Annotated in this window: 17 protein-coding genes; 10 read left to right on the forward strand and 7 right to left on the reverse strand. The window is 59.4% G+C overall.

Translation table 11 applies throughout. The features are described 5' to 3' along the window. The first annotated feature begins 9 nt into the window (after positions 1-9). From LJ738_RS08090 to LJ738_RS08100, 3 genes are all read left to right on the forward strand, one after another. A complete protein-coding gene (locus LJ738_RS08090) occupies positions 10-2,463 on the forward strand; it encodes a TonB-dependent receptor (protein WP_227785824.1) in 2,454 nt (817 codons plus the stop codon). A 71-nt stretch (positions 2,464-2,534) separates the two neighbouring features. Next, positions 2,535-3,791: a pyridoxal phosphate-dependent aminotransferase gene (locus tag LJ738_RS08095; protein ID WP_227785825.1), complete on the forward strand. Its 1,257-nt coding sequence runs from the start codon at positions 2,535-2,537 to the stop codon at positions 3,789-3,791. A 137-nt stretch (positions 3,792-3,928) separates the two neighbouring features. Continuing rightward, positions 3,929-4,285 carry a TonB-dependent receptor plug domain-containing protein gene (locus LJ738_RS08100; RefSeq protein WP_227785826.1) on the forward strand — a complete coding sequence of 119 codons (357 nt, stop codon included), beginning with the start codon at positions 3,929-3,931 and terminating at the stop codon, positions 4,283-4,285. Positions 4,286-4,339: 54 nt separating this feature from the next. Here LJ738_RS08100 and porX read toward each other — a convergent pair whose 3' ends face one another. After that, positions 4,340-5,911, reverse strand: a complete 1,572-nt coding sequence (porX, locus tag LJ738_RS08105; RefSeq protein WP_227785827.1) for a T9SS response regulator signal transducer PorX — start codon at positions 5,909-5,911, stop codon at positions 4,340-4,342. Positions 5,912-6,268: 357 nt separating this feature from the next. Between porX and LJ738_RS08110 the strand changes: the two genes are divergently transcribed. The 6 genes from LJ738_RS08110 to LJ738_RS08135 all read left to right on the forward strand — a co-directional run bounded on the left by LJ738_RS08110 (position 6,269) and on the right by LJ738_RS08135 (position 12,316). Then, on the forward strand, positions 6,269-7,498 hold the full coding sequence (locus LJ738_RS08110) for an HD domain-containing protein (RefSeq protein ID WP_227785828.1): 1,230 nt from the start codon (positions 6,269-6,271) through the stop codon (positions 7,496-7,498). A 154-nt stretch (positions 7,499-7,652) separates the two neighbouring features. Then, positions 7,653-8,693, forward strand: coding sequence for a UDP-3-O-(3-hydroxymyristoyl)glucosamine N-acyltransferase (lpxD, locus tag LJ738_RS08115; RefSeq protein WP_227785829.1), 1,041 nt, complete (start codon positions 7,653-7,655; stop codon positions 8,691-8,693). Positions 8,694-8,803: 110 nt separating this feature from the next. Beyond that, complete coding sequence (locus LJ738_RS08120; protein ID WP_068195253.1) at positions 8,804-10,198, forward strand: bifunctional UDP-3-O-[3-hydroxymyristoyl] N-acetylglucosamine deacetylase/3-hydroxyacyl-ACP dehydratase; 1,395 nt, start codon at positions 8,804-8,806, stop codon at positions 10,196-10,198. Positions 10,199-10,298: 100 nt separating this feature from the next. Further along, positions 10,299-11,105, forward strand: a complete 807-nt coding sequence (gene lpxA, locus LJ738_RS08125; protein ID WP_227785830.1) for an acyl-ACP--UDP-N-acetylglucosamine O-acyltransferase — start codon at positions 10,299-10,301, stop codon at positions 11,103-11,105. Between the two features lie 11 nt (positions 11,106-11,116). Then, on the forward strand, positions 11,117-11,749 hold the full coding sequence (locus tag LJ738_RS08130; RefSeq protein ID WP_227785831.1) for an ABC transporter ATP-binding protein: 633 nt from the start codon (positions 11,117-11,119) through the stop codon (positions 11,747-11,749). Positions 11,750-11,953: 204 nt separating this feature from the next. Then, positions 11,954-12,316, forward strand: a complete 363-nt coding sequence (locus LJ738_RS08135; protein WP_068195260.1) for a hypothetical protein — start codon at positions 11,954-11,956, stop codon at positions 12,314-12,316. Positions 12,317-12,405: 89 nt separating this feature from the next. On the opposite strand, the gene LJ738_RS08140 is transcribed toward LJ738_RS08135, so the two are convergent. Continuing rightward, positions 12,406-13,305, reverse strand: coding sequence for a DUF4197 domain-containing protein (locus LJ738_RS08140; RefSeq protein WP_227785832.1), 900 nt, complete (start codon positions 13,303-13,305; stop codon positions 12,406-12,408). Between the two features lie 113 nt (positions 13,306-13,418). Between LJ738_RS08140 and LJ738_RS08145 the strand changes: the two genes are divergently transcribed. Next, a complete protein-coding gene (locus tag LJ738_RS08145) occupies positions 13,419-14,726 on the forward strand; it encodes a competence/damage-inducible protein A (RefSeq protein WP_227785833.1) in 1,308 nt (435 codons plus the stop codon). 169 nt (positions 14,727-14,895) lie between these two features. Here the strand turns inward: LJ738_RS08145 and LJ738_RS08150 are convergent, their stop codons facing one another. The 5 genes from LJ738_RS08150 to dnaG all read right to left on the reverse strand — a co-directional run bounded on the left by LJ738_RS08150 (position 14,896) and on the right by dnaG (position 21,977). Further along, positions 14,896-16,125: a bifunctional 3,4-dihydroxy-2-butanone-4-phosphate synthase/GTP cyclohydrolase II gene (locus LJ738_RS08150; protein ID WP_227785834.1), complete on the reverse strand. Its 1,230-nt coding sequence runs from the start codon at positions 16,123-16,125 to the stop codon at positions 14,896-14,898. A 78-nt stretch (positions 16,126-16,203) separates the two neighbouring features. After that, on the reverse strand, positions 16,204-17,376 hold the full coding sequence (locus tag LJ738_RS08155) for a glycosyltransferase (RefSeq protein ID WP_227785835.1): 1,173 nt from the start codon (positions 17,374-17,376) through the stop codon (positions 16,204-16,206). Positions 17,377-17,399: 23 nt separating this feature from the next. Then, the gene (locus LJ738_RS08160) at positions 17,400-18,626 is read right to left on the reverse strand and encodes a glycosyltransferase family 4 protein (protein ID WP_227785836.1); all 1,227 of its coding nucleotides are present in this window, start codon (positions 18,624-18,626) and stop codon (positions 17,400-17,402) included. 86 nt (positions 18,627-18,712) lie between these two features. After that, entirely contained in the window at positions 18,713-19,768 is a 1,056-nt protein-coding gene (locus LJ738_RS08165) for a potassium channel family protein (protein WP_227785837.1), read from the reverse strand. A gap of 103 nt (positions 19,769-19,871) precedes the next feature. Continuing rightward, positions 19,872-21,977 carry a DNA primase gene (gene dnaG, locus LJ738_RS08170; RefSeq protein ID WP_227785838.1) on the reverse strand — a complete coding sequence of 702 codons (2,106 nt, stop codon included), beginning with the start codon at positions 21,975-21,977 and terminating at the stop codon, positions 19,872-19,874. Positions 21,978-22,107 lie beyond the last annotated feature (130 nt).

The following is a 22,107-nucleotide window of genomic DNA, read 5'->3' on the forward strand; positions in this document are numbered from 1 at the left end:
TTCTGGCCTATGCATTGCACCTTTCCGCTGTACCGTTACTTGTACGCCTGCCTTTTCGGCGCTTTCATTCTAAACGCTGTTTCGGCTAGCTCAGCGGCTGCGCAGGCCCGGGCGTCACTCACCGGCGCAGTAGCCTCGGCGGCGGGCGCACCGGTGGAGTTTGCCACCATCACCCTGCACCGAGCGGCCGACTCTACCGTGATAAAAACGGAGTTTAGCGATGCACAGGGCCGCTTTCAGGTGGAAGCCCCTAGTGGCGCCAGCTACCGGGTATCGGCGGCCCAGGTGGGATTTGAGCGGTATTGGAGTGCACCCTTTGAGCTGCCGGCTGCAGGCATAGCACTGCCGGCCATTTCGCTGCGGGCCAGTGCAGCCACGGCCCTTAAGGAAGTGACCGTGACAGCCCGCAAGCCCTTGTTTGAACGGCAGGCCGACCGGACCATCGTAAATGTGGAGGACAGCCCGCTTTCGGCCGGTTCTACCACGCTTGATATTCTGGCCCGCGCACCGGGCGTGTCCGTCGGCTCGGGCGATGCCCTGAGCCTGAAGGGCCGCCCGGGGGTGATGGTACTCATTGATGGCAAACGAGTAGCCATGTCCGGTACTGAGCTGTCGGACTTTCTGCGCAACCTACCCGCCGAGCAGCTCAAGAATATTGAGTTGATTACCAACCCGCCGGCTAAGTACGACGCCCAGGGCGGTGCCGGCATCATCGCCATCAACCTCAAAAAAGACCAACGCCAGGGTTCCAACGGCAACCTGAGTGCCAGCCTAGGCCGCGGCCGCTACAACAAGCTCAGCACCAACCTGAGCCTGAACAACCGCCACGGCAAAACCAACGTGTTTGGCAACTACGGCTACGCCGACCGGGAGAACTTCAACGCGCTGACGTTTCACCGCGACTTTTATAGCGGCAGCACGCTGCTGGGCCACAGCGACCAGGAAAACTACATTAAAGCGCGCCAGCTGGTGCATACCTGGAAGGCGGGCGTCGACTACAGCCTCTCGCCGCGTACCACCGTGGGGCTGGCCGTGAACGGCCAGGCGGCCACCTCCCCGCAGGATGGCACCAACGCCGCCTCGCTGATCGACGCCACCGACCGAATAACGGGCCAGTACCGGGCCACCAACCTGCGCACCGTGCGCAGCCCCAACGCCGCCGCCAACCTCAACTTCAAGCACACCTTCGTGGATTCGCTGGGGCTGCGCGAAGTGAGCATGGACGCCGACTATGCGCAGTTCCGCAACACCCGCCTGCAAACCCTGGCCACCACCTACGACCTGCCCGTGCTAGCGCCCACCACGCTCAACGGCGACCAGCGCGGCACTGTGGTCATCGAGTCTTTCAAAACCGACTACACGCACCCGCTCAGCAAAAAAGCCAAACTCGAAGCGGGCCTGAAGACCAGCCGGGTAAGCTCCGATAACGACGTGCTGTTCACGCTCACCGAAAATGATAAGACCACGGTTGACCGGAATCAATCGAACCATTTCCTCTACGACGAGAACGTGAACGCCGGGTATTTCACCCTCACGCACACCAGGCCCAAAACCACCCTCACGGCCGGCCTGCGCGCCGAGCAAACCAACACCTCGGGCCGCCAGGAAGTGGGCAACCAAGGCTTTGAGCGCCACTACTTACAGCTGTTTCCCAGCGCTGCCATTCGGCGCGCCCTCTCCAAGCAGCACGAGGTGGCGCTGTCGCTCAGCCGCCGCATCGACCGGCCCACTTACGGCGACCTCAACCCCTTCCGCATCTACGTCGATGCCACCACCTATAGCACCGGCAACCCCGGCCTGCGCCCCCAAACCAGCTACAACATGGAGCTGAGCCACACTTTTAAGCAGAAATTCACCACCGAACTGGCCTGGTCTGTCACCAGCCTGCCTATTGTCAACTCCGTGCAGCCGGTGGCCAGCAGCAATTACGTGGTGGTCCAGAACATCAACCTCGACCGGCTCGACACCTATTCCTTTACCCTGAGCGCCCCCGTGGAGCCATTTAAATGGTGGAGCTCCAACAACAACCTAGTGGGCTATTACGCCCGTTACATCGGCCGGCTCAACGGCACCGACCTCAACAAAGGCCGTCCCACCCTCAACCTCACCACCAACAACAGCTTCACGCTGGGCCACGGCTGGGGCGCCGACCTCACGGGCACCTACCAGTCGCGGCAGCAGCAGGCCTTTTTTGATATCCGGGCCCGGGGCCAGCTCGTGGCGGGGGTTTCCAAGAGCCTGTGGGAGAAAAAAGGCAGCCTGAAGCTGAACGTCACCGACATTTTCTACACCCAGAAAACCCGCGCCACGTCGAGCTATAACAATTACCAGGAGCGGATTTACCAGCGTTTCGATACCCGCGTGGTCACGCTGGCATTCACATACCGCTTTGGTAACCAGAAAGTGGCCCCCACCCGCCGCCGCACCAGTGGCGCCGAAGACGAGAAGCGCCGCGCGGGCTAGTGCGCAGCTAGTTCGCCAGAACGGAAATACCTTTGTGGGCCGTTGCGGCACCTAATTCTCTGTATTTCTCCATGCAAGTATCTCAGATGGCCGCCGGATTGAGCGGCTCCGAAATTATTCGAATTGGCAACCAAGTAAGCGAGCAGGTGCGCCAGGGCGCAGATATCTGCAACCTTACCATTGGCGATTTTGACCCCAAAATCTTCCCGATTCCAGCCGAGCTGAACGCCGGCATCACGCAAGCTTACCTGCAGGGCCTCACCAACTACCCGCCCGCTGCTGGCATGGGCGAGCTGCGCCAGGCCGTGTCCGATTTCCTGAAGACCCGCCAGGGCCTTGACTATGGCCCCAACGACATTCTGGTAGCCGGTGGGTCGCGCCCGCTCATCTACGCCACCTACCGCGCCCTGGTAGACCCCGGCGACCGAGTAGTATTCCCGCTGCCCAGCTGGAACAACAACCACTACTGCCACCTCACCAGCGCGACCCAAGTAGCAGTACCCACGCTGCCGGAAAACAACTTCATGCCCACTGCCGCCGAGCTGGCTCCCTACCTGGAGGATGCTACGCTGCTGGCCCTGTGCTCGCCCCTGAACCCCACCGGTACGGTGTTCACCAAAGAAGGGCTGGAAGAAATCTGCGACCTGGTGCTGGCCGAAAACAAGCGCCGCAGCATCCACGAGAAACCCCTCTATATTCTCTACGACCAGATTTACTGGCTGCTGACCTTCGGCAACACGCAGCACTTTGACCCCGTGAGCCTGCGCCCCGAGCTGCGCGACTACGTGGTGTACATCGACGGTATTTCCAAGTGCTTTGCGGCTACCGGCGTGCGCGTGGGCTACGCCTTCGGCCCCACGGCCATCATCGAGAAGATGAAGTCCATCTTGGGCCACGTGGGTGCCTGGGCTCCCAAAGCAGAGCAGGTAGCCACGGCCCACTTTATGCCCGAAACGGCGGCCGTTGATGCCTTCCTGGCCGATACCAAAAGCAAGCTGCAAAGCTCCCTGCAAGCCCTGTTTAACGGGCTGAAGGACCTGCAAGCCCAGGGCTACCCCGTGGATGCCGTGGTTCCGGCCGGTGCTATCTACCTCACCGTTAAAATCGACGAGTTGGGCCGCACCACGCCCGACGGCACGGTGCTGGCCACCACCCAAGAGCTCACCTCCTACCTCATTTCCGAAGCCAAGCTAGCCCTGGTGCCCTTCAGTGCCTTCGGCACATCGGCCACGGAGCCGTGGTTCCGCGCATCCGTGGGTGCCGAAACGGTGGAGTCGATTCAAGCTGCACTCCCGCGCCTCAAGGCTGCGTTGGATAAGCTGAAGTAGCAGTGGTTGCTTGAATGGAGAAATAAAAGTTAGTGAACGTGTGAATTCGGGTAGTAATAGGCATCCACTAGATACATTATCTGGAAAATTGCCATTTACTGAAGCTTTCTTTATTGCTGCCGCCCCTTTTATCTCACATGTTCATCAAGCTCCTTTGCGTATTTGCCTTCCCATTCTGCTCTCCTCAAAGTCAGGCACTTGCTCAAGGAGCAGGGCCACCCCCTGCCAAGAGTAACAAAACAGCTCATGATTCCAACATTAACGCCCTGGTTATACATCTCGATTGTGCTCCGCGGCCCCGTTTCAGAAGAGATACAGCAAATGCAGCACTGCTTGTGCTGGATGGAAAAATAGTCCCCAATGATTCGTTGCTAGCCTTGAATCCTGAAGTAATCGAGAGCATTAACGTTTTGAAAGGACCAGCAGCGGCTGCGATATACGGTACCCGGGCCAACAATGGCGCTTTGATAATTACCCGAAAGAAAAAGAAGTAAAACAAAGAAGGCCAGCTCAATTGAGCTGGCCTTCTTTGTTTTGTTCGCTTATGACTAAGCTCCCTTAGCAGTAAGCGTCACATAAGGAATGATGCACTCCTCCAGCGAAATACCGCCGTGCTGGAATGTGTCCTTGTAGTAGTTCACGTAGTAGTTGTAGTTGTTGGGGTAGGCGAAGAAATAGTCGCCAATCGTGAATACGTACGCGGTGCTCACGTTTTCGCGGGGCAGGAAAATGCTTTCCGGCTTGCGCACCACGTACACGTCGCGCGAGTCTTCGAAGCCCAGGTTCTTGCCGTGCTTGTAGCGCAGGTTGGTGTTGGTGTTGCGGTCACCCACAATCTTGTACGGGCGCTTGCAGCGGATGGTGCCGTGGTCGGTGGTGATGATGAGCTTGCCTTTTTTCTCCGCAATCTGCTGCATCATTTCATACAGCGGCGAGTGGAGGAACCACGAGCGGGTGATGCTACGGTAAGCCGACTCATCGGCGGCCAGCTCCCGAATCATGGCCATGTCGGTGCGGGCGTGCGAGAGCATGTCCACGAAGTTGTACACGATGACGTTGCACTTGTAATTGTTGTGCAGGTTGCTCATCTTGCTCAGCAAGTCCTTGCCAGCCTGCAGGTTGGTCACCTTGTTGTAGCTGTACTTCACTTTCTGATTGTTCTTCTGGAAGTTGATTTCCATGAACTCGGATTCGTGCAGGTTTTTGCCCTCGTCGTCGTCGTCGGTCACCCACAGATTGGGGTACTTCTTCTGAATCTCGCCGGGCATCATGCCCGAGAAAATGGCATTGCGCGCATACGCCGTGGTGGTGGGCAGGATGGCGTAGTACATCTCCTCGCTGTCCACGGTGAATAGTTCGGTGATGATGGGCTCGAGCACTTTCCACTGGTCGTAGCGCAGGTTGTCAATCAGCACAAAGTACACGGGCGTGTCGCCGGTGGCCTTCAGCGTGGGGAATACCCGCTCCTTGAACAGCTGGTGCGACATGAGCGGTGCGTCGTCGTCGCGGCCGTTCACCCAGTCTTCGTAGTTCTCCGTGATGAAGCGGCCGAAATAGGTATTGGCCTCGTCCTTCTGCATGTTAAACACCTCGGCCATGCTCTTGCCTTCGGTTTCGTTGATTTCCAGCTCCCAGTACACCAGCTTCTTGTACACTTCGGCCCACTCGGCCGGCGTAAGGCGGTCGGAAAGCTGCATACCCAGCTGGCGGAAGTCGCGCTGGTAGCCGCTGTTGGTGGCTTCGCTCACCAGACGCTTGTTGTCGAGCACCTTCTTCACCGACAGCAGAATCTGGCTCGGGTTGACGGGCTTGATGAGGTAATCGGCGATTTTGGCGCCAATGGCCGACTCCATAATGTGTTCTTCCTCGCTCTTGGTAATCATCACCACGGGCACGGTGGGCCGAATGGCCTTGATTTCGGTAAGGGTTTGCAGGCCGGTAAGGCCGGGCATGTTCTCGTCGAGAAACACCAGGTCGTAGCTCTGCTCCTGAATCTGCTCGATGGCATCGGCGCCGCTGTTCACCGGCGTCACGTCGTAGCCTTTTTCCTTCAGAAATAATAAGTGGGGCTTGAGCAAATCAATTTCGTCGTCGGCCCAGAGAATGGAAGTTTGTTGCATAGGATAGCGCCACTAAACGGTGGCGAGTTAGTAAAACAGGACGCCAGGGGCGCCCGTGGGTGAAATTCGCCGGGACAAAATCCCAACGCATGGGTTAAACGGTATAACGTGAGCCCTAGTGCCCCGGCCACCAGCCCAACCCGAAAGCTTTACCGTAAACGGGGCAGTTTGGTTATTGAAATGCCGTTAGCTCAACCGTGGTGCGACGGCTAGCCCAAAGGTCTCATTTCTCTCCCGTTCGGTTGCGCAAACGGGGCCGCCAGCAGCCGCTGATGAGCTAAACCCCACGCGGCCGTCGTTCTTTTGTACCACGATTGCCCCGCTCTACGTCCCGTTGGCCCAACGCCAACGCCCTTTATGAACAAAAAGAAAATTTTCAACGACCCGGTCTACGGTTTCGTCACCATTCCCACCGAGCTGTTATTTGACCTCATTGAGCACCGGTACTTTCAGCGGCTGCGGCGCATTCAGCAGCTGGGCCTCACGGGGTTTGTGTATCCGGGGGCGCTGCACACGCGTTTCCACCACGCGCTGGGCGCCATGCATCTCATGTCGTTGGCCCTGCGCACGCTCAAGGACAAGGGTGTAAAGATTTCGGCGGCGGAAGGCGAGGCTGCCCTTACGGCCATTCTGCTCCACGACGTGGGCCACGGCCCCCTCTCCCATGCGCTGGAAACCGCAATTTTCCAGGATGTACCGCACGAGCAGCTCTCGCTGTTTCTGATGGAACGGCTCAACGAGGAATTTGAAGGCAAGCTGACGCTGGCCATCGAGATGTTCAAGGGCACGTACAAGCGGCCGTTTTTCCATCAGCTGGTGAGCAGTCAGCTCGACATGGACCGCCTCGACTACCTCAACCGCGACTCGTTCTACACCGGCGTGGAAGAAGGCCGCCCCGGTGCCGACCGCCTCATCAAGATGCTGCGCGTGCACGAGGAGCGCCTGGTGCTGGAAGAAAAAGCGGTGTACTCGGTCGAAAACTTTCTGGTGAGCCGCCGCCTGATGTACTGGCAGGTGTACCTGCACAAGACCGTGACCAGCGCCGAGCAAATGGTTATCCGGGTGATACAACGGGCCCGCGACTTGGCCCGCCAGGGCGTAGACGTGCCCGCCAACAGCTGCCTGGGCTATTTCCTGGGCCGCGCCGTGACCCTGGCCGACTTCGAGCGCGACGATAAAATATTGAGCCACTTCGTGGAGCTCGACGACCACGATTTCTGGTCGGCGATAAAAAATTGGGCTGGCCACCCCGATAAAGTGCTCAGCTACCTCGCTAAAAGCATTTTGAACCGCAACCTGCTCAAAATTGTGCTTTCGCCCGAGCCGTTTGACGAAGAATTCCGCCTGGGCATTCGGGAGCTGATTGAGGAGAAATTCAACCTGCCGCCCGCCGAAGCTGCCCTCCTCATGATACCGGGCCGCCTGAGCAACAGTGCCTACAACGCCGAAAGCCAGGAGCCCATTGAGATTCTGACCAAAAGAGGTGACGTGGTGAATGTGATGGAAGCCTCCGACCTGCCCAATATCCGCGCCCTGAGCCAGCGCGTGGAGAAGTTCTACATCTGCTACCCCAAGGAGATTGTGTAGCGTTGACACAAAAACTATAGACCGTCATGCTGAGCGCAGCCGAAGCATCTCTAATGCAACACTAATCCAACGGACTCAACGAAGCGGTAAAGATGCTTCGGCTGCGCTCAGCATGACGTTCTTTTCAGCTTGCCAACCACTAAATTTGCGGACTATGGAATTTACTGTTCAGCAAATCGCCGAAGTTCTCGGCGGCACCGTGGAAGGCGACGCCACCCAGCCCATTTCCAGCCTGGCCAAGATTGAAGAAGCCCAGGCCGGCTCGCTCACGTTTCTCTCCAATACCAAATACGAGTCTTTTCTCTACGAAACCGGCGCCACCGCCGTCATCGTAGGCCGCAGCCTTGAGTTGCGGAATGCTATCAAGCCCGCTCTGATTAGGGTGGAAGACCCCTACTCTGCTTTTAGCCAGCTCCTCGAATTCTACGCCCAGGCCACCCGCACCGGCAAGCGCGGCGTGGAGCAACCTTCCTTCATCGGCGAAACCTCGGAAATTGGCACAGGCCACTACCGGGGTGCATTTTCCTACATCGGCGATAATTGCAAGCTCGGGGAGAATGTTTTGGTTTTCCCGCACGCCTACATCGGCGACCGGGTCACGATTGGCAACGGCAGCATCATCCACGCGGGTGCCAAGATTTATTCCGACACGGTCATTGGGCAGTTTTGCGTCGTGAAGGCGGGGGCCGTAGTGGGTACCGATGGCTTCGGCTTTGCCCCGCAGCCCGATGGCTCCTACAAGGCCATCCCGCAGATTGGCAACGTGGTGCTGGAAGACTACGTGAGCATCGGGGCCAACGCCACCATCGACTGCGCCACGCTGGGCTCAACCCGCGTGGGCCGGGGCAGCAAAATCGACAACCTGGTGCAGCTGGCCCACAACGTAGAAATCGGCCAGCATACGGTCATTGCCTCCCAAACCGGCATCGCCGGCTCGGCCAAAATCGGCGACCATTGCGTGCTGGCCGGGCAGGTGGGCATGGCAGGCCACGTCACGCTGGCCAACAAAACCACCGTCACGGCCCAGTCGGGCGTGGGCAAAAACGTGAAGCAGGAAGGCCTGATTCTGCAGGGCTCCACTGCCTTCGATTTCAAGCAGAACCAGCGCGCCCAAATCGTTTTCCGCCGGCTGCCCGAACTGGAGCAGCGCGTCGAGCGCTTGGAGAAGGCGAAAAGCACGACGGAAAAGCCCTAGCTTTGCAGTAACCTGGAAGCTAGGAGCTAGAAGCTGGGAGCATGAAGAAAGCCGATTACGTGTGCCTTCTAGCTCCCAGCTCCTAGCTTCTGACTTCTATAGTCTTAGAAATGAACGACAAGCAACACACCATCAAGGCGCCCGTTACGGTGCGCGGCATCGGACTGCACACGGGCGTAGAAGCCACCATGACGTTTTGCCCCGCGCCCGTGGGCCACGGCTACAAGTTTCAGCGCGTGGACATGCCCGGCCAGCCCATCGTGGATGCCGACGTGGACAACGTAGTGGACCTGAGCCGCGGCACCACCATTGAGCAGAACGGCGCTCGCATTAACACGGTGGAGCACACCCTGGCCGCGCTGGTGGGCTTGCAGCTCGACAACGTGCTGATTCAGCTCTCGGGTCCCGAGCCGCCCATTATGGATGGTTCGTCGGCCGAGTTCATCAAGGCCATCGAAACGGTGGGACTGGAAGAGCAGAACGCCCTGCGCAACTACTACGAAATCCCCGAGAGCATCCGCTACGTGGACAATGCCCGTGGTGTGGAAATTGCGGCCCTGCCCCTGTCCGACTACCGCCTCACGGTGATGGTGGACTACAACTCGCCGGTACTGGGCTCGCAGCACGCCACGCTAGCCGACATCGCCCAGTTCGGCGATGAAATTGCTTCGTCGCGTACGTTCTGCTTTTTGCACGAGCTGGAAATGCTCTACAAAAACAACCTCATCCGCGGCGGCGACCTGAGCAACGCCATCGTGGTAGTAGACCGGGTGGTAACCGACGACGAGCTCAACGAGCTGGCCAAAATGCTGGGCAAGCCCCGCGTGTCGGTGAAGAAGGAAGGCATCCTGAACAACGTGGACCTGCGCCACAAAAACGAGCCCGCCCGCCACAAGCTGCTCGACCTCGTGGGCGACCTCGCCTTGGTGGGACGCCCCCTGAAAGGCCAGATTCTGGCCGCCCGGCCCGGCCACGCGGCCAACGTGGCCTTCGCCAAGCGCATCAAGAAAAAGATGCTCGAAGCCCGTAGCAACCCCGTGCCGGTGTACGACATGAACCGCGAGCCGGTGATGGACATCAACCGCATCATGCAGGTGCTGCCCCACCGCTACCCGTTCCTGCTGATTGACAAAATCATCCACCTCGACGACCAGATGGTGACCTCGGTGAAGAACGTGACCATGAACGAGCCGTTCTTCCAGGGCCACTTCCCCGGCAACCCCATCATGCCCGGTGTGCTGCAGGTAGAGGCCATGGCCCAGACCGGCGGCATCCTGGTGATGAACACTGTGCCCGACCCCGAAAACTACTGGCAGTACTTCCTGGGCATCGAAAACTGCCGCTTCCGCAAAAAAGTATTGCCCGGCGACACCATCTTATTCCACTGTCAGTTGTTAGCTCCCATCAAGCGTGGCATCGCCAAAATGCGCGGCCAGGCTTTCGTGAATGGCAAAGTGGTGATGGACGCCGAAATGAGCGCCGCTATTGTTCGCAAAGACGCCTAGAGTTGAATTAATAATGAAGAATGAAGAATGAAGAATTAGCCGGCGCTTGTTGCCCACAAATTCCTCATTCTTCATTCCTCATTCTTCATTAAAGTAAAGAATGATTTCTCCCCTCGCCTACATTCACCCTTCAGCTCGTATTGCGCCTGGCGTAACCGTGGAGCCGTTTACGACGATTGCGGCGGATGTCGAGATTGGCGAGGGTAGCTGGATTGGGCCGAACGTGACCATCATGAATGGCGCGCGAATTGGGCAGCACTGCCAGGTGTTTCCGGGCGCCGTGCTGGGTGCCGTGCCCCAGGATTTGAAATTTGCTGGCGAGCAAACCACCGCCGTGATTGGCGACTACACCGTCATTCGGGAATGCGTGACCGTGAACCGCGGCACTGTTGACCGCGGCGAAACCCGCGTGGGCAGCCACTGCCTGCTCATGGCCTACGTGCATGTGGCCCACGACTGCATTATCGGCAACCACTGCATTCTGGCCAACACTGTGCAGGTAGCCGGGCACGTTGAAATTGGCGACTACGCCATCATCGGCGGCTCTTCGGCCGTACATCAGTTTGTCAAGATTGGGGCGCACGCCATGGTTTCGGGTGGCTCCCTGGTACGCAAGGACGTGCCGCCGTTTGTGAAAGCCGGCCGCGAGCCGCTGTCCTACGCCGGGGCCAACTCGGTGGGCCTGCGCCGCCGCGGTTTCACCGAGGACGCCATCAACCTGGTGCAGCAGTTGTACCGAACGCTGTTTTTGGGCGGCTTTAATACCCAGGATGCCTTGGCTCAGATTGAGCGCGAACTGCCGGCATCACCCGAGCGCGAAATCGCCGTGAGCTTTGTGCGGGCAGCCACGCGCGGCATCATCAAAGGGCCCAAGCGGGGCCGCACGGACGGCAGCGAAGCGGAATAACCCACGCTGCCATGCAGATTGTAGCCACCAGCCTGGGCAAGCGCTTCCAGCGCGACTGGATTTATCGCGGCCTCACGCGCACGTTCCGGCCCGGGAGCGCCACCGCTGTGCTCGGGCCCAACGGGGCGGGCAAAAGCACGCTGCTCAACACCATTTCGGGTCAATTGCTGGCTACTGAGGGCACTTTGGCGTACTCACTGGCGGGGCGTACGGTAGCTGTGGAGGAATTGCCGCAGCACCTGGCGTACGCGGCGCCCTATCTTGAGCTGCTGGAAGAGCTGACGCTGCTGGAAATGCTGCACTTCCACACCCGCTTCAAGGCCTTGCGCCCGGGCATGACCAACGACAAACTAATTGGGCTGATGTACCTGGAGAAATCCCGCCACCAGCTGGTGCGTGAGTTTTCGTCGGGTATGAAGCAGCGGCTAAAGCTGGCCATGGCGCTCTATGCCAATGCGCCTATGCTGCTACTCGACGAGCCCACTACCAACCTCGATACCACCGGCGTGGCCTGGTACCAGGAGCACGTGCAAGCCACCCGCGCAGGGCGTACCCTGCTGCTTAGCTCCAACGTGCCGGCAGAATATGCCTTCTGCGACGAGCAATTGTTGGTGACGGATTTCCAAAATATTCGGGTGGTATAATCCTGCTTTGCCAAGGCTGCAATTGCCTGGTAATTTGACTTGAGCAAGGGCTGACCGGACGCGCTAAAAAGCCAGAAGCAGCCATTGAGCTACCGTTTTTCAAGTCCGTAACCCGGTAAATATTCAGCTGGAAATTCGCTGGCTCCGTATCTTCGCGGCCACCTAAGGCACATACCTTCAACTCAACTTAATCCCGCCCCGGCCATGATTGACCACGAAGACCTGGACGACGACTTGCTCGACGACGACGACCTGGATACCTATGCTGCCAAAGGCGGCGCTGCCGCCATCGGCACCTCTGAAGACCGACTCTCGGCCAAATACGCCGACTACCTGATGTGGACCGACACGGGCTCCTCGCACGACGAAGCCCTGGACCTGGCCAACATGACGGAAGAAGAGTTTGTGGAAGCCGAGCGCGCCGAAAACGCCGACCGCGGCGCGTTCACCAGCCTCGACGACGAAGAGGATGACTTCGCCGACGACGATGACGATGAGGCCGACGAAGGCTACAGCAGCGGCCGCGGAAGCCGCCGCGGCAGCAGCTTCGACAGCGACGATTATTAATCCGTGCAGTTTATAAAGCACCCATACAAAAAGCCCCGGCTCAATATTGAGCCGGGGCTTTTTGTATAACTAAGTTGCACTTAACGGGCTTATTTGCGGCCAAAAACCTGCTTCAAGATGTCGGTGGTGCGGGCAGCGGGGTTTTTCCGGATTTTGCCTTCCTCCTGGGCCAATAGGATGAACAGGCCATCCACGGCTTTTTGGGTGGTATAGGCCGAGAGGTCGGTTTGCACGGGCGTCATCAGCGGAATACGGTTGTACTGGCTGGTCATCTTGGCATACGCCTTTTCAGCGCCCACCTGGTCGATGGCCGCGCTGATATCGGGCTTGAACGCGGCAATCAGCTGGGCCTCGGTAGACTTGCGCAAAAACTGCGTGGCCGCATCGGTGGAGCTACTGGTAACTAACGACAGCGCATCAGTGATGCTGATGTTGGCCAGGGCATTAAGGAAAATATCCTTGGCCTTGGGCGCCGCTGCCTCGGCGGCACGGTTGAGCTGAGTTTCAAAGGTGTTAATCAGCGTATTCATGCCCGGAATCCGGCTCAGGGTCGTTTTCATCAGAATAGCATCCTCGGGAAACGGAATGTGGATGTCGTCGTTGAGGTTGAAGCCATCCGGCTCCGATGCAAACTGTACGGCTTTAATGATGCCCTTATTGAGGGCATCCTTGATGCCGGCGCTGGCCTGGGCCTCGGTGAGGGGTGCGGGCGGTGGTGTAGCTGCGGCCGCTTTGGCAGCGGCAGCTGCGGCCGCGTCTTTGGCAGCCGCAGCTTTTGCGGCAGTAGCTTTTGCGGCAGTAGCTTTGGCAGCGGCCGTTTTAGCGGCGGCAGCTTTCGTGCCAGCAGCTTTCTTGGCAGCGGCGGTTTTAGCAGCAGCGGCTTTCGTGGCAGCAGCTTTTTTGGCGGCAGTAGTTTGCGCGTGGGCAGCCGGGGCCGAAGTGGCCAGTAGGCCGGCTACCAACAGGGCGCTGGCGATGCGAGTAAACATGTAATAAACAGCTGCGGCGGGAAAACCGGATGGCCCCTATGACTGTCCTTGGACCGCCGCGTATGCAAATTGAAGACAATTTTGCGGCCAAACCTATTTTTAACCTCCTCCCTATGCCCACCCCTGCCCCAATTCAAGCTCCTGCTTCTGCCCAACCCTTACAGGCCGCGCCGCCCGATGTCGAAATCATGACCATTGGCGATGAGCTGCTATATGGCCAGGTGGTGGACACCAATTCGGCCTTTATGGGCCAGGAGCTGGCTAAAATAGGCTTGCGCGTGCGGCAGATTTCATCGGTATCGGACCGGGCCGATGAAATAGTAGCGGCCCTGGACCAGGCCCGGCAGCGCGCGCAGGTGGTACTCATCACGGGCGGCCTGGGCCCCACCAAAGACGACCTCACCAAGCACGTACTGGCCCGCTACTTCAACACCGAACTGGTGATGCACGAGCCCACGCTGCACCACGTAGAAGAAATTTTCAAGCGCTTCCAGCGGCCCATGCTGGACGTGAACCGCCAGCAGGCACTGGTACCGGCCAACTGCGAAGTGTTGCATAACGCCGTGGGCACGGCCCCGGGCATGTGGTTTAACGACCAGGGCACGGTGTTCGTGAGCATGCCCGGCGTGCCGTTTGAGATGAAACGGCTGATGACGGACCACGTCCTGCCGCGCCTCCAGGCGCAATTTCACCTAGCCCCCATCGAGCATGTGGTGGTGATGACCGCTGGCTTGGGTGAGTCATTTTTGGCTCAGAAAATTGCCGATTGGGAAGATGCCCTGCCGCCCAACATCAAGCTGGCGTACCTGCCCAGCTTCGGGGCTGTGCGCCTGCGCCTCACCGGCACCGACGACGGCCAGCCCAACCTGCGCGGCCGCATGCTGGCCCTGCTCCCGGCCCTGCGCGAACGTATCGGCGAGTTTATTTTTGCCGAAGAAGAAACCACGCTGGAAGCGGCCATCGGCCAATTATTGCTGGCTCGCAACCTCACCATCGGTACCGCCGAGAGCTGTACGGGCGGCCTTGTGGCCCACCGCATCACCAGCGTGCCGGGCAGCTCAGAATATTTCCGGGGCAGCATCGTGGCCTACCACAACGACATCAAGCAGCAGGAGCTCGGCGTAAAATCCGAAACCCTGGCCCAATTCGGTGCTGTGAGCGAAGCCACCGTGCGGGAAATGGCCGAGGGCGCCCGCCAGCGCCTGGGCGTGGACGTAGCCGTGGCCACCAGCGGCATCGCCGGCCCCGGCGGCGCTACCGACACCAAGAAAGTCGGCACCGTCTGCCTGGCCTACGCGGACGCCAGCCAGACCATCAGCAAGGAATACGTCCTCGACCGCGGCCGGGCGCTAAACGTGGAATACGCCGCCCAGTCGTTGCTCACCATGCTGCGGCAGCAGCTGGCGGGAATTACAGTCTAAGCAATCTGTCATTGCGAGTAGAGCGAAGCAATCCGTCCTGTTCTCAGCGACTAGCCTAATAATGTGACAAGCCCCGGTACTGCGCAGTACCGGGGCTTGTCGTTTTAAAGAATGTCTGGCTTTTACAGGACGGATTGCCACGGCCTACGGCCTCGCAATGACAGGTGGACTACGCCGCTTCGGGCTCGTCGCTCGTCACTTTGCGCATGATGTCGTGCCCCATTTTATCACGCTTGGTGGCGAGGTAGGCCTCATTATGGGGGTTCGAGTTTATTTCGATGGGCAGTGTATCCACGATTTCGAGACCGTAACCGACGAGGCCGGTGCGCTTGCGGGGGTTGTTAGTGAGCAGGCGCATTTCCGTGATGCCGAGGTCGCGCAGAATTTGAGCGCCCACGCCGTAGTCGCGTTCGTCGCCCTTGAAGCCCAGGTCTTCGTTGGCCTGCACGGTGTCGCGGCCCTGCTCCTGCAGCTTATAGGCTTTGAGCTTGTTGATGAGGCCGATGCCGCGACCTTCCTGGTTCATGTACACAACCACGCCGCGGCCCTCGCGCTCAATCTGGCGCATGGCCTGATGCAGCTGGGGGCCGCAGTCGCAGCGGCAAGAGCCGAAGATGTCGCCGGTAACGCAGGAGCTGTGCACCCGCACCAGCACCGGCTCGGGGCCGCTGATGTCGCCCTTCACCAGGGCCAGGTGCTGCACGCCGTTGCTGCGCTGAGTGTAGGCATAGAGGTCGAAATCGCCCCACTCGGTTGGCATTTTCACCGAGATATCGCGGTGGATGAGGCTTTCCTTGGCCAAGCGGTACTTGATGAGGTCCTGCACCGAAATCAGCTTCAGGTCCCATTTTTTGGCTACGATTTCCAAATCAGGCAGGCGGGCCATTTCGCCGTCCTCCTTCAGGATTTCTACCAAAACCCCCGCCGGTTCGAACCCAGCCAGCCGGGCCAGGTCGACGGCGGCTTCGGTGTGACCGGCGCGGCGCAATACGCCTTCTTTGCGGGCTTTGAGGGGGAAAATGTGGCCGGGCTTACCCAGCTCCTCGGGCTTGGTGTTGGGGTCAATGAGGGCCAGGATGGTCTTGCTGCGGTCGGAGGCCGAGATACCCGTAGTCACGCCGTTCTTCAGCAAATCGACCGATACGGTGAAGGGGGTGGCGTGCAGGGCTGTGTTGTGGCCCACCATCAGGTCGAGGCCCAGCTCTTCGCAGCGGCCTTCGGGCAGGGAGGCGCAAACCAGACCGCGGCCGTGGGTGGCCATAAAGTTCACGATTTCGGGCGTGGCGCAGCGGGCGGCGCAGATAAAGTCGCCTTCATTTTCGCGGTCCTCGTCGTCGACAACGATTACGACCTTGCCGGCCCGGATATCGGCAATGGCGGATTCGATGGTATCAAGCATTTTGTAGTGTCAGTGGGTGGTGGGATGCGGCCAACTCTGCGTGCATAACCCGAACGGGACCGCAGAAGTTGGTCAGATTTACTTTGCTTGCTGAAAACGTTGCGTGGGCTGCCATACGGTGGTTTTGATGCCGCGCAAGTAACGCCAGTAACCCAACAGCAGGGCCGCGTTCATGCTGTAGAAGTGGGTGATAAACCGCAGCAGGCGCGAGTGCCGCCCCGCGCGGCGCAGGGCCACATCCAGCAGCAGCAGCAGCGGCAGCCCCAGCTGCCCGGCCAGCGCCAACTGATAAAACCACCCGCCCCCGCTCACCACCAGCCCAACCGTAGCGGCCAGCAGCGTGAGCAGCAGCAGCGGCGTGTACCAGCGAAACACCTTATGCGACCAGAGCGCAAACGCTACTCCCCGCCAAGGCGGCAAAAGCAGCGCCCGAAACTCTTTCAAATTCTGAAAATTGCCGGCCGAAATGCGGGCTTTGCGCCTAAACTCCTCGGGCAAGCGGTCTGATACGTCTTCGTAGCACACAGCTTCCAGCTCGTTGATGGCGTGGTAGCCATCGCGCAGCACCGCTAGGGTGATGTAGAAATCATCGACCAGAAAATCGGCCGGAGCGGGGTAGTAGCACGCGCGCCGCACCGCAAAGCAGCCCCCGAAGGCGCCCATCATGCTGCCCCACACCACACCCTCCTGGTACTTAATCAGGTTTTCGCGCTCCAAATACGCCTTCTCCTGCCCGGAAATCCCCTCTGCCCGATGCTCGGGGTTGATAATGTGCCCGCCCACCAGCCCAATTTCTGTGCACTGGAAATGCTTCACGAGGTGGTACAGCGTGTCGGGCGCAAAAAACACGTTGGCATCCGTCAGCACCAGCACAGGTGCCGTGGCTTGTTGGGCCAGGTTTTCGATGACGCCGGGCTTGCCCATGCGCTCACCGTAGGCCTCGAAGTGGAGCTGCGGAAACTCGCGGCTCAGGGCCGTGAGCAGGGCATTGGTGCGGTCCGAGGAATTATCCGACCCCACGAGCAGCCGCAGCCGGTCGAGCGGGTACGTGGTGGCAAACGTGGAGCGAATTTTCTCTTCAATCACAGCCTCCTCATTGTGCGCGGCCAGCAGGATATCGACTGCGGGCAGGTTGGCCGCGGCCGGGCGGTACACGTTCTGGTTCTGGCGCCGGCCCCGCGCCAGCCTTTCCAGCAGCACCGGAAATAGCACATACGTGTGCGCCACCAGCAGCAAGCTGCCCCAAAACACAAGCAAGAGCAGGGCCAGCACCATCAGGCTTCTACCGGCTGCAGCCGCTCGTACAGGTCCACAAATCGCTGGGTCACGCGGCGGTTATCGTACAGGTCGGCGGCGGTGTGAGCTGCGGCGGCGCCGATTGCTGCAGTGGGCAGTTCACCGCGGGCCCAGGCACGTAGCGCCTCCAGCCAGGCGGTGGCTGAGTCGCGCAGCAGCAGGTCGTGGCCGTCGCGCACGGCGATGCCTTCGGCCCCTAGTGGGGTGCTCAGCACTGGTTTGCCCAGGGCCATGCCCTCGATGATTTTGATACGCATGCCGCCCCCGCTGAGCAGCGGCACCAGCATCAGCTCGTACTGCTGCATGAAGGCCGAAGCCGATTCCACAAAGCCGTGCACAATGACATTGTCGGTGCGGGGCGCGCGCAGGCTGGTGGGGGTGCCACTGCCGGCTACATGCAGCTCCACATCGGGCACCTCCGCGTGGAAAGTGGGCCATACTTCGCGCAGCAGCCATTCCAGGCCCTCCAGGTTCGGCATCCAATTCAGGGAGCCGATCATGAACAAGGTGCGGGGCTTTACCGCAATGGCGGGGTCGGGCACGAAGCGGGTTAGCTCAACTCCGGCCGGGATGAAAAGCACCGGCTCCGGGCAGCCCAGGGCTCGTAGGCGCTGGGCATCGTCGTCGGTAATGGCAGCCACGGCGTCGAACTGGGTTAAATGCCGGCGTTCAAAATTCTCGAGTCGGGCTGCCATCGTGCCAAGGAAGAACCGCTTGAGTGGATTCAATTCACGCTTGGCCAGCATCTGCCAGATGGTGTATTCCACGTTATGAGCCCGCAAAACCAAGGGCGGCACGCGGAAATTGGCACGGTGCTGGCGATTTAGGAACTCGGCGTACCAGGCCACAAATGTGCCTTCCATTTGCACCACGTCTACTTCCTCAGTGCGCAGAATCTCAAGGAGCTTTTCCCCAAACTCCGCGCTGATAAACCGCTCAACATTGTAAGGCTGGCGGCTCAGCAGCAGGTTTTTCAGGGCCTTGGAAGCAGAAATATTCGTGTTCACGTCCACCGTTACCAGGCGGAAATTGGGCCCGAGGTGTTCCAGCGAATCGGCTGGCTGGTGGTGCTTGGGGGTGTTAATGGCCAGCATCGTAACCCGGTGACCAGCCCGGACCAGCCCGGCCGGCACATCGTACATGGCAATGGCTCCCCCGGTATGCAGCGGATACGGAACACGGGGGCAGAGTTGCAGAATGTGCATAGGCCCTGCAAAGGTAGGCGCGCAGCAAGTAGAAGAACGGCAGACTCTCCTCCTGGGTAATGAGGAGTTTTTAGCTTCCGATTAATTTACAACTGCCGGAACCGGACTTCAAACGTTTCGATTTGCTCCTCGCTGCCGAGCAGCAGCAGCACGTCGCCAGGGACCGGAATATATCCAACAGGCGGGCTCACCAGCAGCGTGCCGTCGGCCTGGCGCAGACCGATGATGGTGGCCCCGGTGATGGAACGCACATCTAGCTCCCGAATGCTGCGGCCGTGTAAATCCTCCCGCATCTGGCTGAAATTCATTTCTTCGAGCCGCAGCTTATCTGCGCTGAGCCCCGAAATCAGGTCAAGGAAACGGATGACTTCGGGGCGTACTACCAGGTTGGCCATGTGCGAACCGCCGATTTCGTCGGGCATCACCACGGAGTCGGCGCCAGCCGAGATAAGCTTGCTTTCCGATGACTTATAGGAAGCGCGGGCAATGATTTTCAGGTGCGGGTTGAGCGCCCGGGCCGAAAGCGCCACAAAAACATTGTCGGCATCCTTGGGCAGGGCCGTAATGAGCGCCGAAGCCCGTTCAACGCCCGCCTGCTGCAATATGCTGTCGTTGGTGGCGTCGCCCACCACCGTAAAAATCTTGCCGCCGGCCACGCCGTCGCCGTCGTAATCTTCGCCGGAGCGGCCCTCGGTGAGGCTTTTCATCAGCTGCTCGTCTTGCTCGACCACCACCACGCGGGCCCCGTTGAGCCGAAGCTCCTGAAACGCCTTGCGCCCGTTGCGACCAAAACCGCAAACGATGATGTGGCCGCTAAAACGCTTGATTTCCTGGTCGGTTCGGTACATTTTGAAAAGTTTACGCAGCTCGCCGTCAAAGATAAAGGTGGAGAGTACCGACACGAGGTAGGCTACTACAATAAGATTGTAGAGGATGTAGAACGACACGAAAATGCGCCCCGCCGTGGACAAGGGATGCACTTCGCCGTAGCCCACCGTGGATACCGTGGTGACGGTCATATAAAAAGCATCGACCAGGCTAAAGTGCTCAATAGCCATAAAGCCAGCGATGCCGATAACCAAGCTGGAAACCGTGAGCACGATGGCCAGAATGATGCGGTTGATGTTGGCTTGCTTTAACATATGCCCATATAACAAGTACTATATAACAGCCGCTGGCCCCATGCCGGTGCCGTCTCCAGCTAGCGAGCCGCGGGAGAAATACTCGTTGTTAACGGGCATGAAGTTACGCCCCGCGTGCCACCACGGTGCCAAGCAACGCCCCAAGCTCATTGTCCAGCTCCTTGAGCCGTTTGATATCGCCGAGGATTTCGAACATTTCGGCGTCTTCCAGGGGGTGGCGCAGGCGGTCGAGGCAGATGTCCAGTTCGCGCTGCACGTGCACCTTGTTGAGGCGCAGCACAGCGTTGTCGCAGGCCAGCTTGGGCATGTCTACTTCGTTGAAGACGTAGATTTCCTTGGTGCGCCAGTTGGGGCTGATTTCGTAGCGCTCGGTGGCCAGGTCGGTGATGAGGTGGCGAATGTCGGCGCGCTCGTTTTGGGCCAGCAGGCGCGCGTCGGGGAAGCGGTTGGCCAGGAGCTCCTGCCGGCACATTTCCCACATCTCGGCAAAGAGCGGGTGAGTCAGGGGCGTTTCGCCGAGCTGGCCCAACAGGTAAGCAGCCACGCTGATTTCCTCCTCGACTTCGCGGCCGGCATAAAGCACGAGCAGACGCAGCACCTCCCGCTCGCAGACTTTTAGCATGTCGGGCAGGTCCTCGTCTTGCTCGGCGGCTTTAGCCGGCTGGAACGTAGCGCCGGCCCCGAGTACCTCTACAGAGGCTTCGTGGCCGCCGTACATCAGCATCTCGGCCTCTTCCTCGTCGCTCATGGGCCGGGCGGCCGGAGCGGGCCGGGGCTGGCCTGAGCTGCTACTGGGCGGGTAGCCGGTGTTGGCACTGCCGGCGCCGTTGCCGTAATTGCCGGCGTTGCCGCTGCCGTAGCTGCCGCTGGGCTTGGCGGCCGGGGCTTTCACCAGCTTGTTGTATTCGGTGATGAGTACCTGCTCATCAATGCCAAAGGTGGCCGAAGTCTGCTGCAGAAACACCTGCCGCTTGATGGCGTCGGGCACTTTGGCAATGCTATGGAGCACGTCGCGGATAGCTTCGGCCTTCTTCACCGGGTCGTTGCTGGCCTCGCGGGCCACCAGCGTGGTTTTGAAGGTGATGAAGTCCTGGCTGCTTTTCTCGATGTAGTCGGCAAAGCGCTGGTCGCCCACTTTGCGGATGTAGCTGTCGGGGTCGTCGCCGTCGGGGAAGAGCACCACACGCACGTTCAGGCCGCCTTCGAGCAGCAGGTCGGTGCCGCGCAGCGAGGCCTTGATGCCGGCCGCATCGCCGTCGTAGAGCACCGTTACGTTATCGGAATACCGCTTGATTAAACGGATTTGGCCTTCGGTGAGGGAGGTGCCCGACGAGGCCACCACGTTCTTGATGCCGCCCTGGTGGAGGCTGAGCACGTCGAGGTAGCCTTCCACGAGGTAGCACACCTCCTCTGTCCGGATGGCCTGGCGGGCCTGAAACAAGCCATACAGCACATCCGACTTGTGGTAAATGTCAGACTCTGGCGAGTTGAGGTACTTCGCCATCTTATCATCGCGCTTGAGGGTGCGGGCCCCAAAGCCCACCACCCGGCCGCTGATGTTGTGAATCGGGAACATCACCCGGCCCCGAAACCGGTCGTAGCGCCGACCGGTGTCGTGGCCCTGGTCGTCGGTTTTGGTAACGATGAGGCCGGATTTCTCCAGATACTTTTTGTCGTAGCCGGCTTTCTCGGCGGCTTTCATCAAATCGTCCCAGCTGTCGAGCGAGTAGCCCAACTCAAAGGTTTGGATAGTGCTCAGGTTCAGGCCGCGCTCCTTGAGGTAACCGTAGCCGATGCTCATGCCCTCCTCGGAATTGAGCAGCAAGCGGTGGTAGTGGTTTTTAGCGAAGTCGGAAACGATGAATTGGGAGTCCCGCTCGTTTTGCTCCAGCTGCTGCTGAGGCGTTTTTTCCTCCTCCTCAACCTCAATGGCGTACTTTTTGGCCAGGTATTTCAGGGCCTCCACGTAGCTGGTGCCCTCCACGTCCATCACAAATTGCACCACGCCGCCGGCCTTGCCGCAGCCGAAGCACTTGTACAGTGACTTGGCCGGGTTTACGGAGAATGATGGGGATTTTTCGTTGTGAAACGGGCACGGCGCCCACAGATTCTGCCCCTTGCGCTTGAGCTGCACAAAGTCGCCGACCACTTCTACGATGTCGGCAGTTTGAATAATGTGGTCAACTAGTTCTTTGGGGATGCGGGCCATGGGCGGCGAGATAGCGGCTTTTTTCTACTTAGAACGTCATGCTGAGCGTAGCCGAAGCATCTCGCGTGTGGCAGTAATCCAACTAGCTCAACGATGCGAGCGAGATGCTTCGGCTACGCTCAGCATGACG

It is taken from the genome of Hymenobacter plasmatis, from assembly GCF_020711255.1.
Taxonomy (GTDB): Bacteria; Bacteroidota; Bacteroidia; order Cytophagales; family Hymenobacteraceae; genus Hymenobacter.

Bases quoted from the DNA above. Each gene is read 5' to 3' on its own strand.
- LJ738_RS08110 (WP_227785828.1), top strand. From the start codon at position 6,269: ATGAACAAAAAGAAAATTTTCAACGACCCGGTCTACGGTTTCGTCACC.
- LJ738_RS08090 (WP_227785824.1), top strand. From the start codon at position 10: ATGCATTGCACCTTTCCGCTGTACCGTTACTTGTACGCCTGCCTTTTC.
- LJ738_RS08135 (WP_068195260.1), top strand. From the start codon at position 11,954: ATGATTGACCACGAAGACCTGGACGACGACTTGCTCGACGACGACGAC.
- LJ738_RS08120 (WP_068195253.1), top strand. From the start codon at position 8,804: ATGAACGACAAGCAACACACCATCAAGGCGCCCGTTACGGTGCGCGGC.
- LJ738_RS08165 (WP_227785837.1), bottom strand. From the start codon at position 19,768: ATGTTAAAGCAAGCCAACATCAACCGCATCATTCTGGCCATCGTGCTC.
- LJ738_RS08145 (WP_227785833.1), top strand. From the start codon at position 13,419: ATGCCCACCCCTGCCCCAATTCAAGCTCCTGCTTCTGCCCAACCCTTA.
- LJ738_RS08130 (WP_227785831.1), top strand. From the start codon at position 11,117: ATGCAGATTGTAGCCACCAGCCTGGGCAAGCGCTTCCAGCGCGACTGG.
- LJ738_RS08150 (WP_227785834.1), bottom strand. From the start codon at position 16,125: ATGCTTGATACCATCGAATCCGCCATTGCCGATATCCGGGCCGGCAAG.
- lpxD (WP_227785829.1), top strand. From the start codon at position 7,653: ATGGAATTTACTGTTCAGCAAATCGCCGAAGTTCTCGGCGGCACCGTG.
- LJ738_RS08160 (WP_227785836.1), bottom strand. From the start codon at position 18,626: ATGCACATTCTGCAACTCTGCCCCCGTGTTCCGTATCCGCTGCATACC.
- LJ738_RS08100 (WP_227785826.1), top strand. From the start codon at position 3,929: ATGTTCATCAAGCTCCTTTGCGTATTTGCCTTCCCATTCTGCTCTCCT.
- LJ738_RS08140 (WP_227785832.1), bottom strand. From the start codon at position 13,305: ATGTTTACTCGCATCGCCAGCGCCCTGTTGGTAGCCGGCCTACTGGCC.
- lpxA (WP_227785830.1), top strand. From the start codon at position 10,299: ATGATTTCTCCCCTCGCCTACATTCACCCTTCAGCTCGTATTGCGCCT.
- porX (WP_227785827.1), bottom strand. From the start codon at position 5,911: ATGCAACAAACTTCCATTCTCTGGGCCGACGACGAAATTGATTTGCTC.
- LJ738_RS08095 (WP_227785825.1), top strand. From the start codon at position 2,535: ATGCAAGTATCTCAGATGGCCGCCGGATTGAGCGGCTCCGAAATTATT.
- dnaG (WP_227785838.1), bottom strand. From the start codon at position 21,977: ATGGCCCGCATCCCCAAAGAACTAGTTGACCACATTATTCAAACTGCC.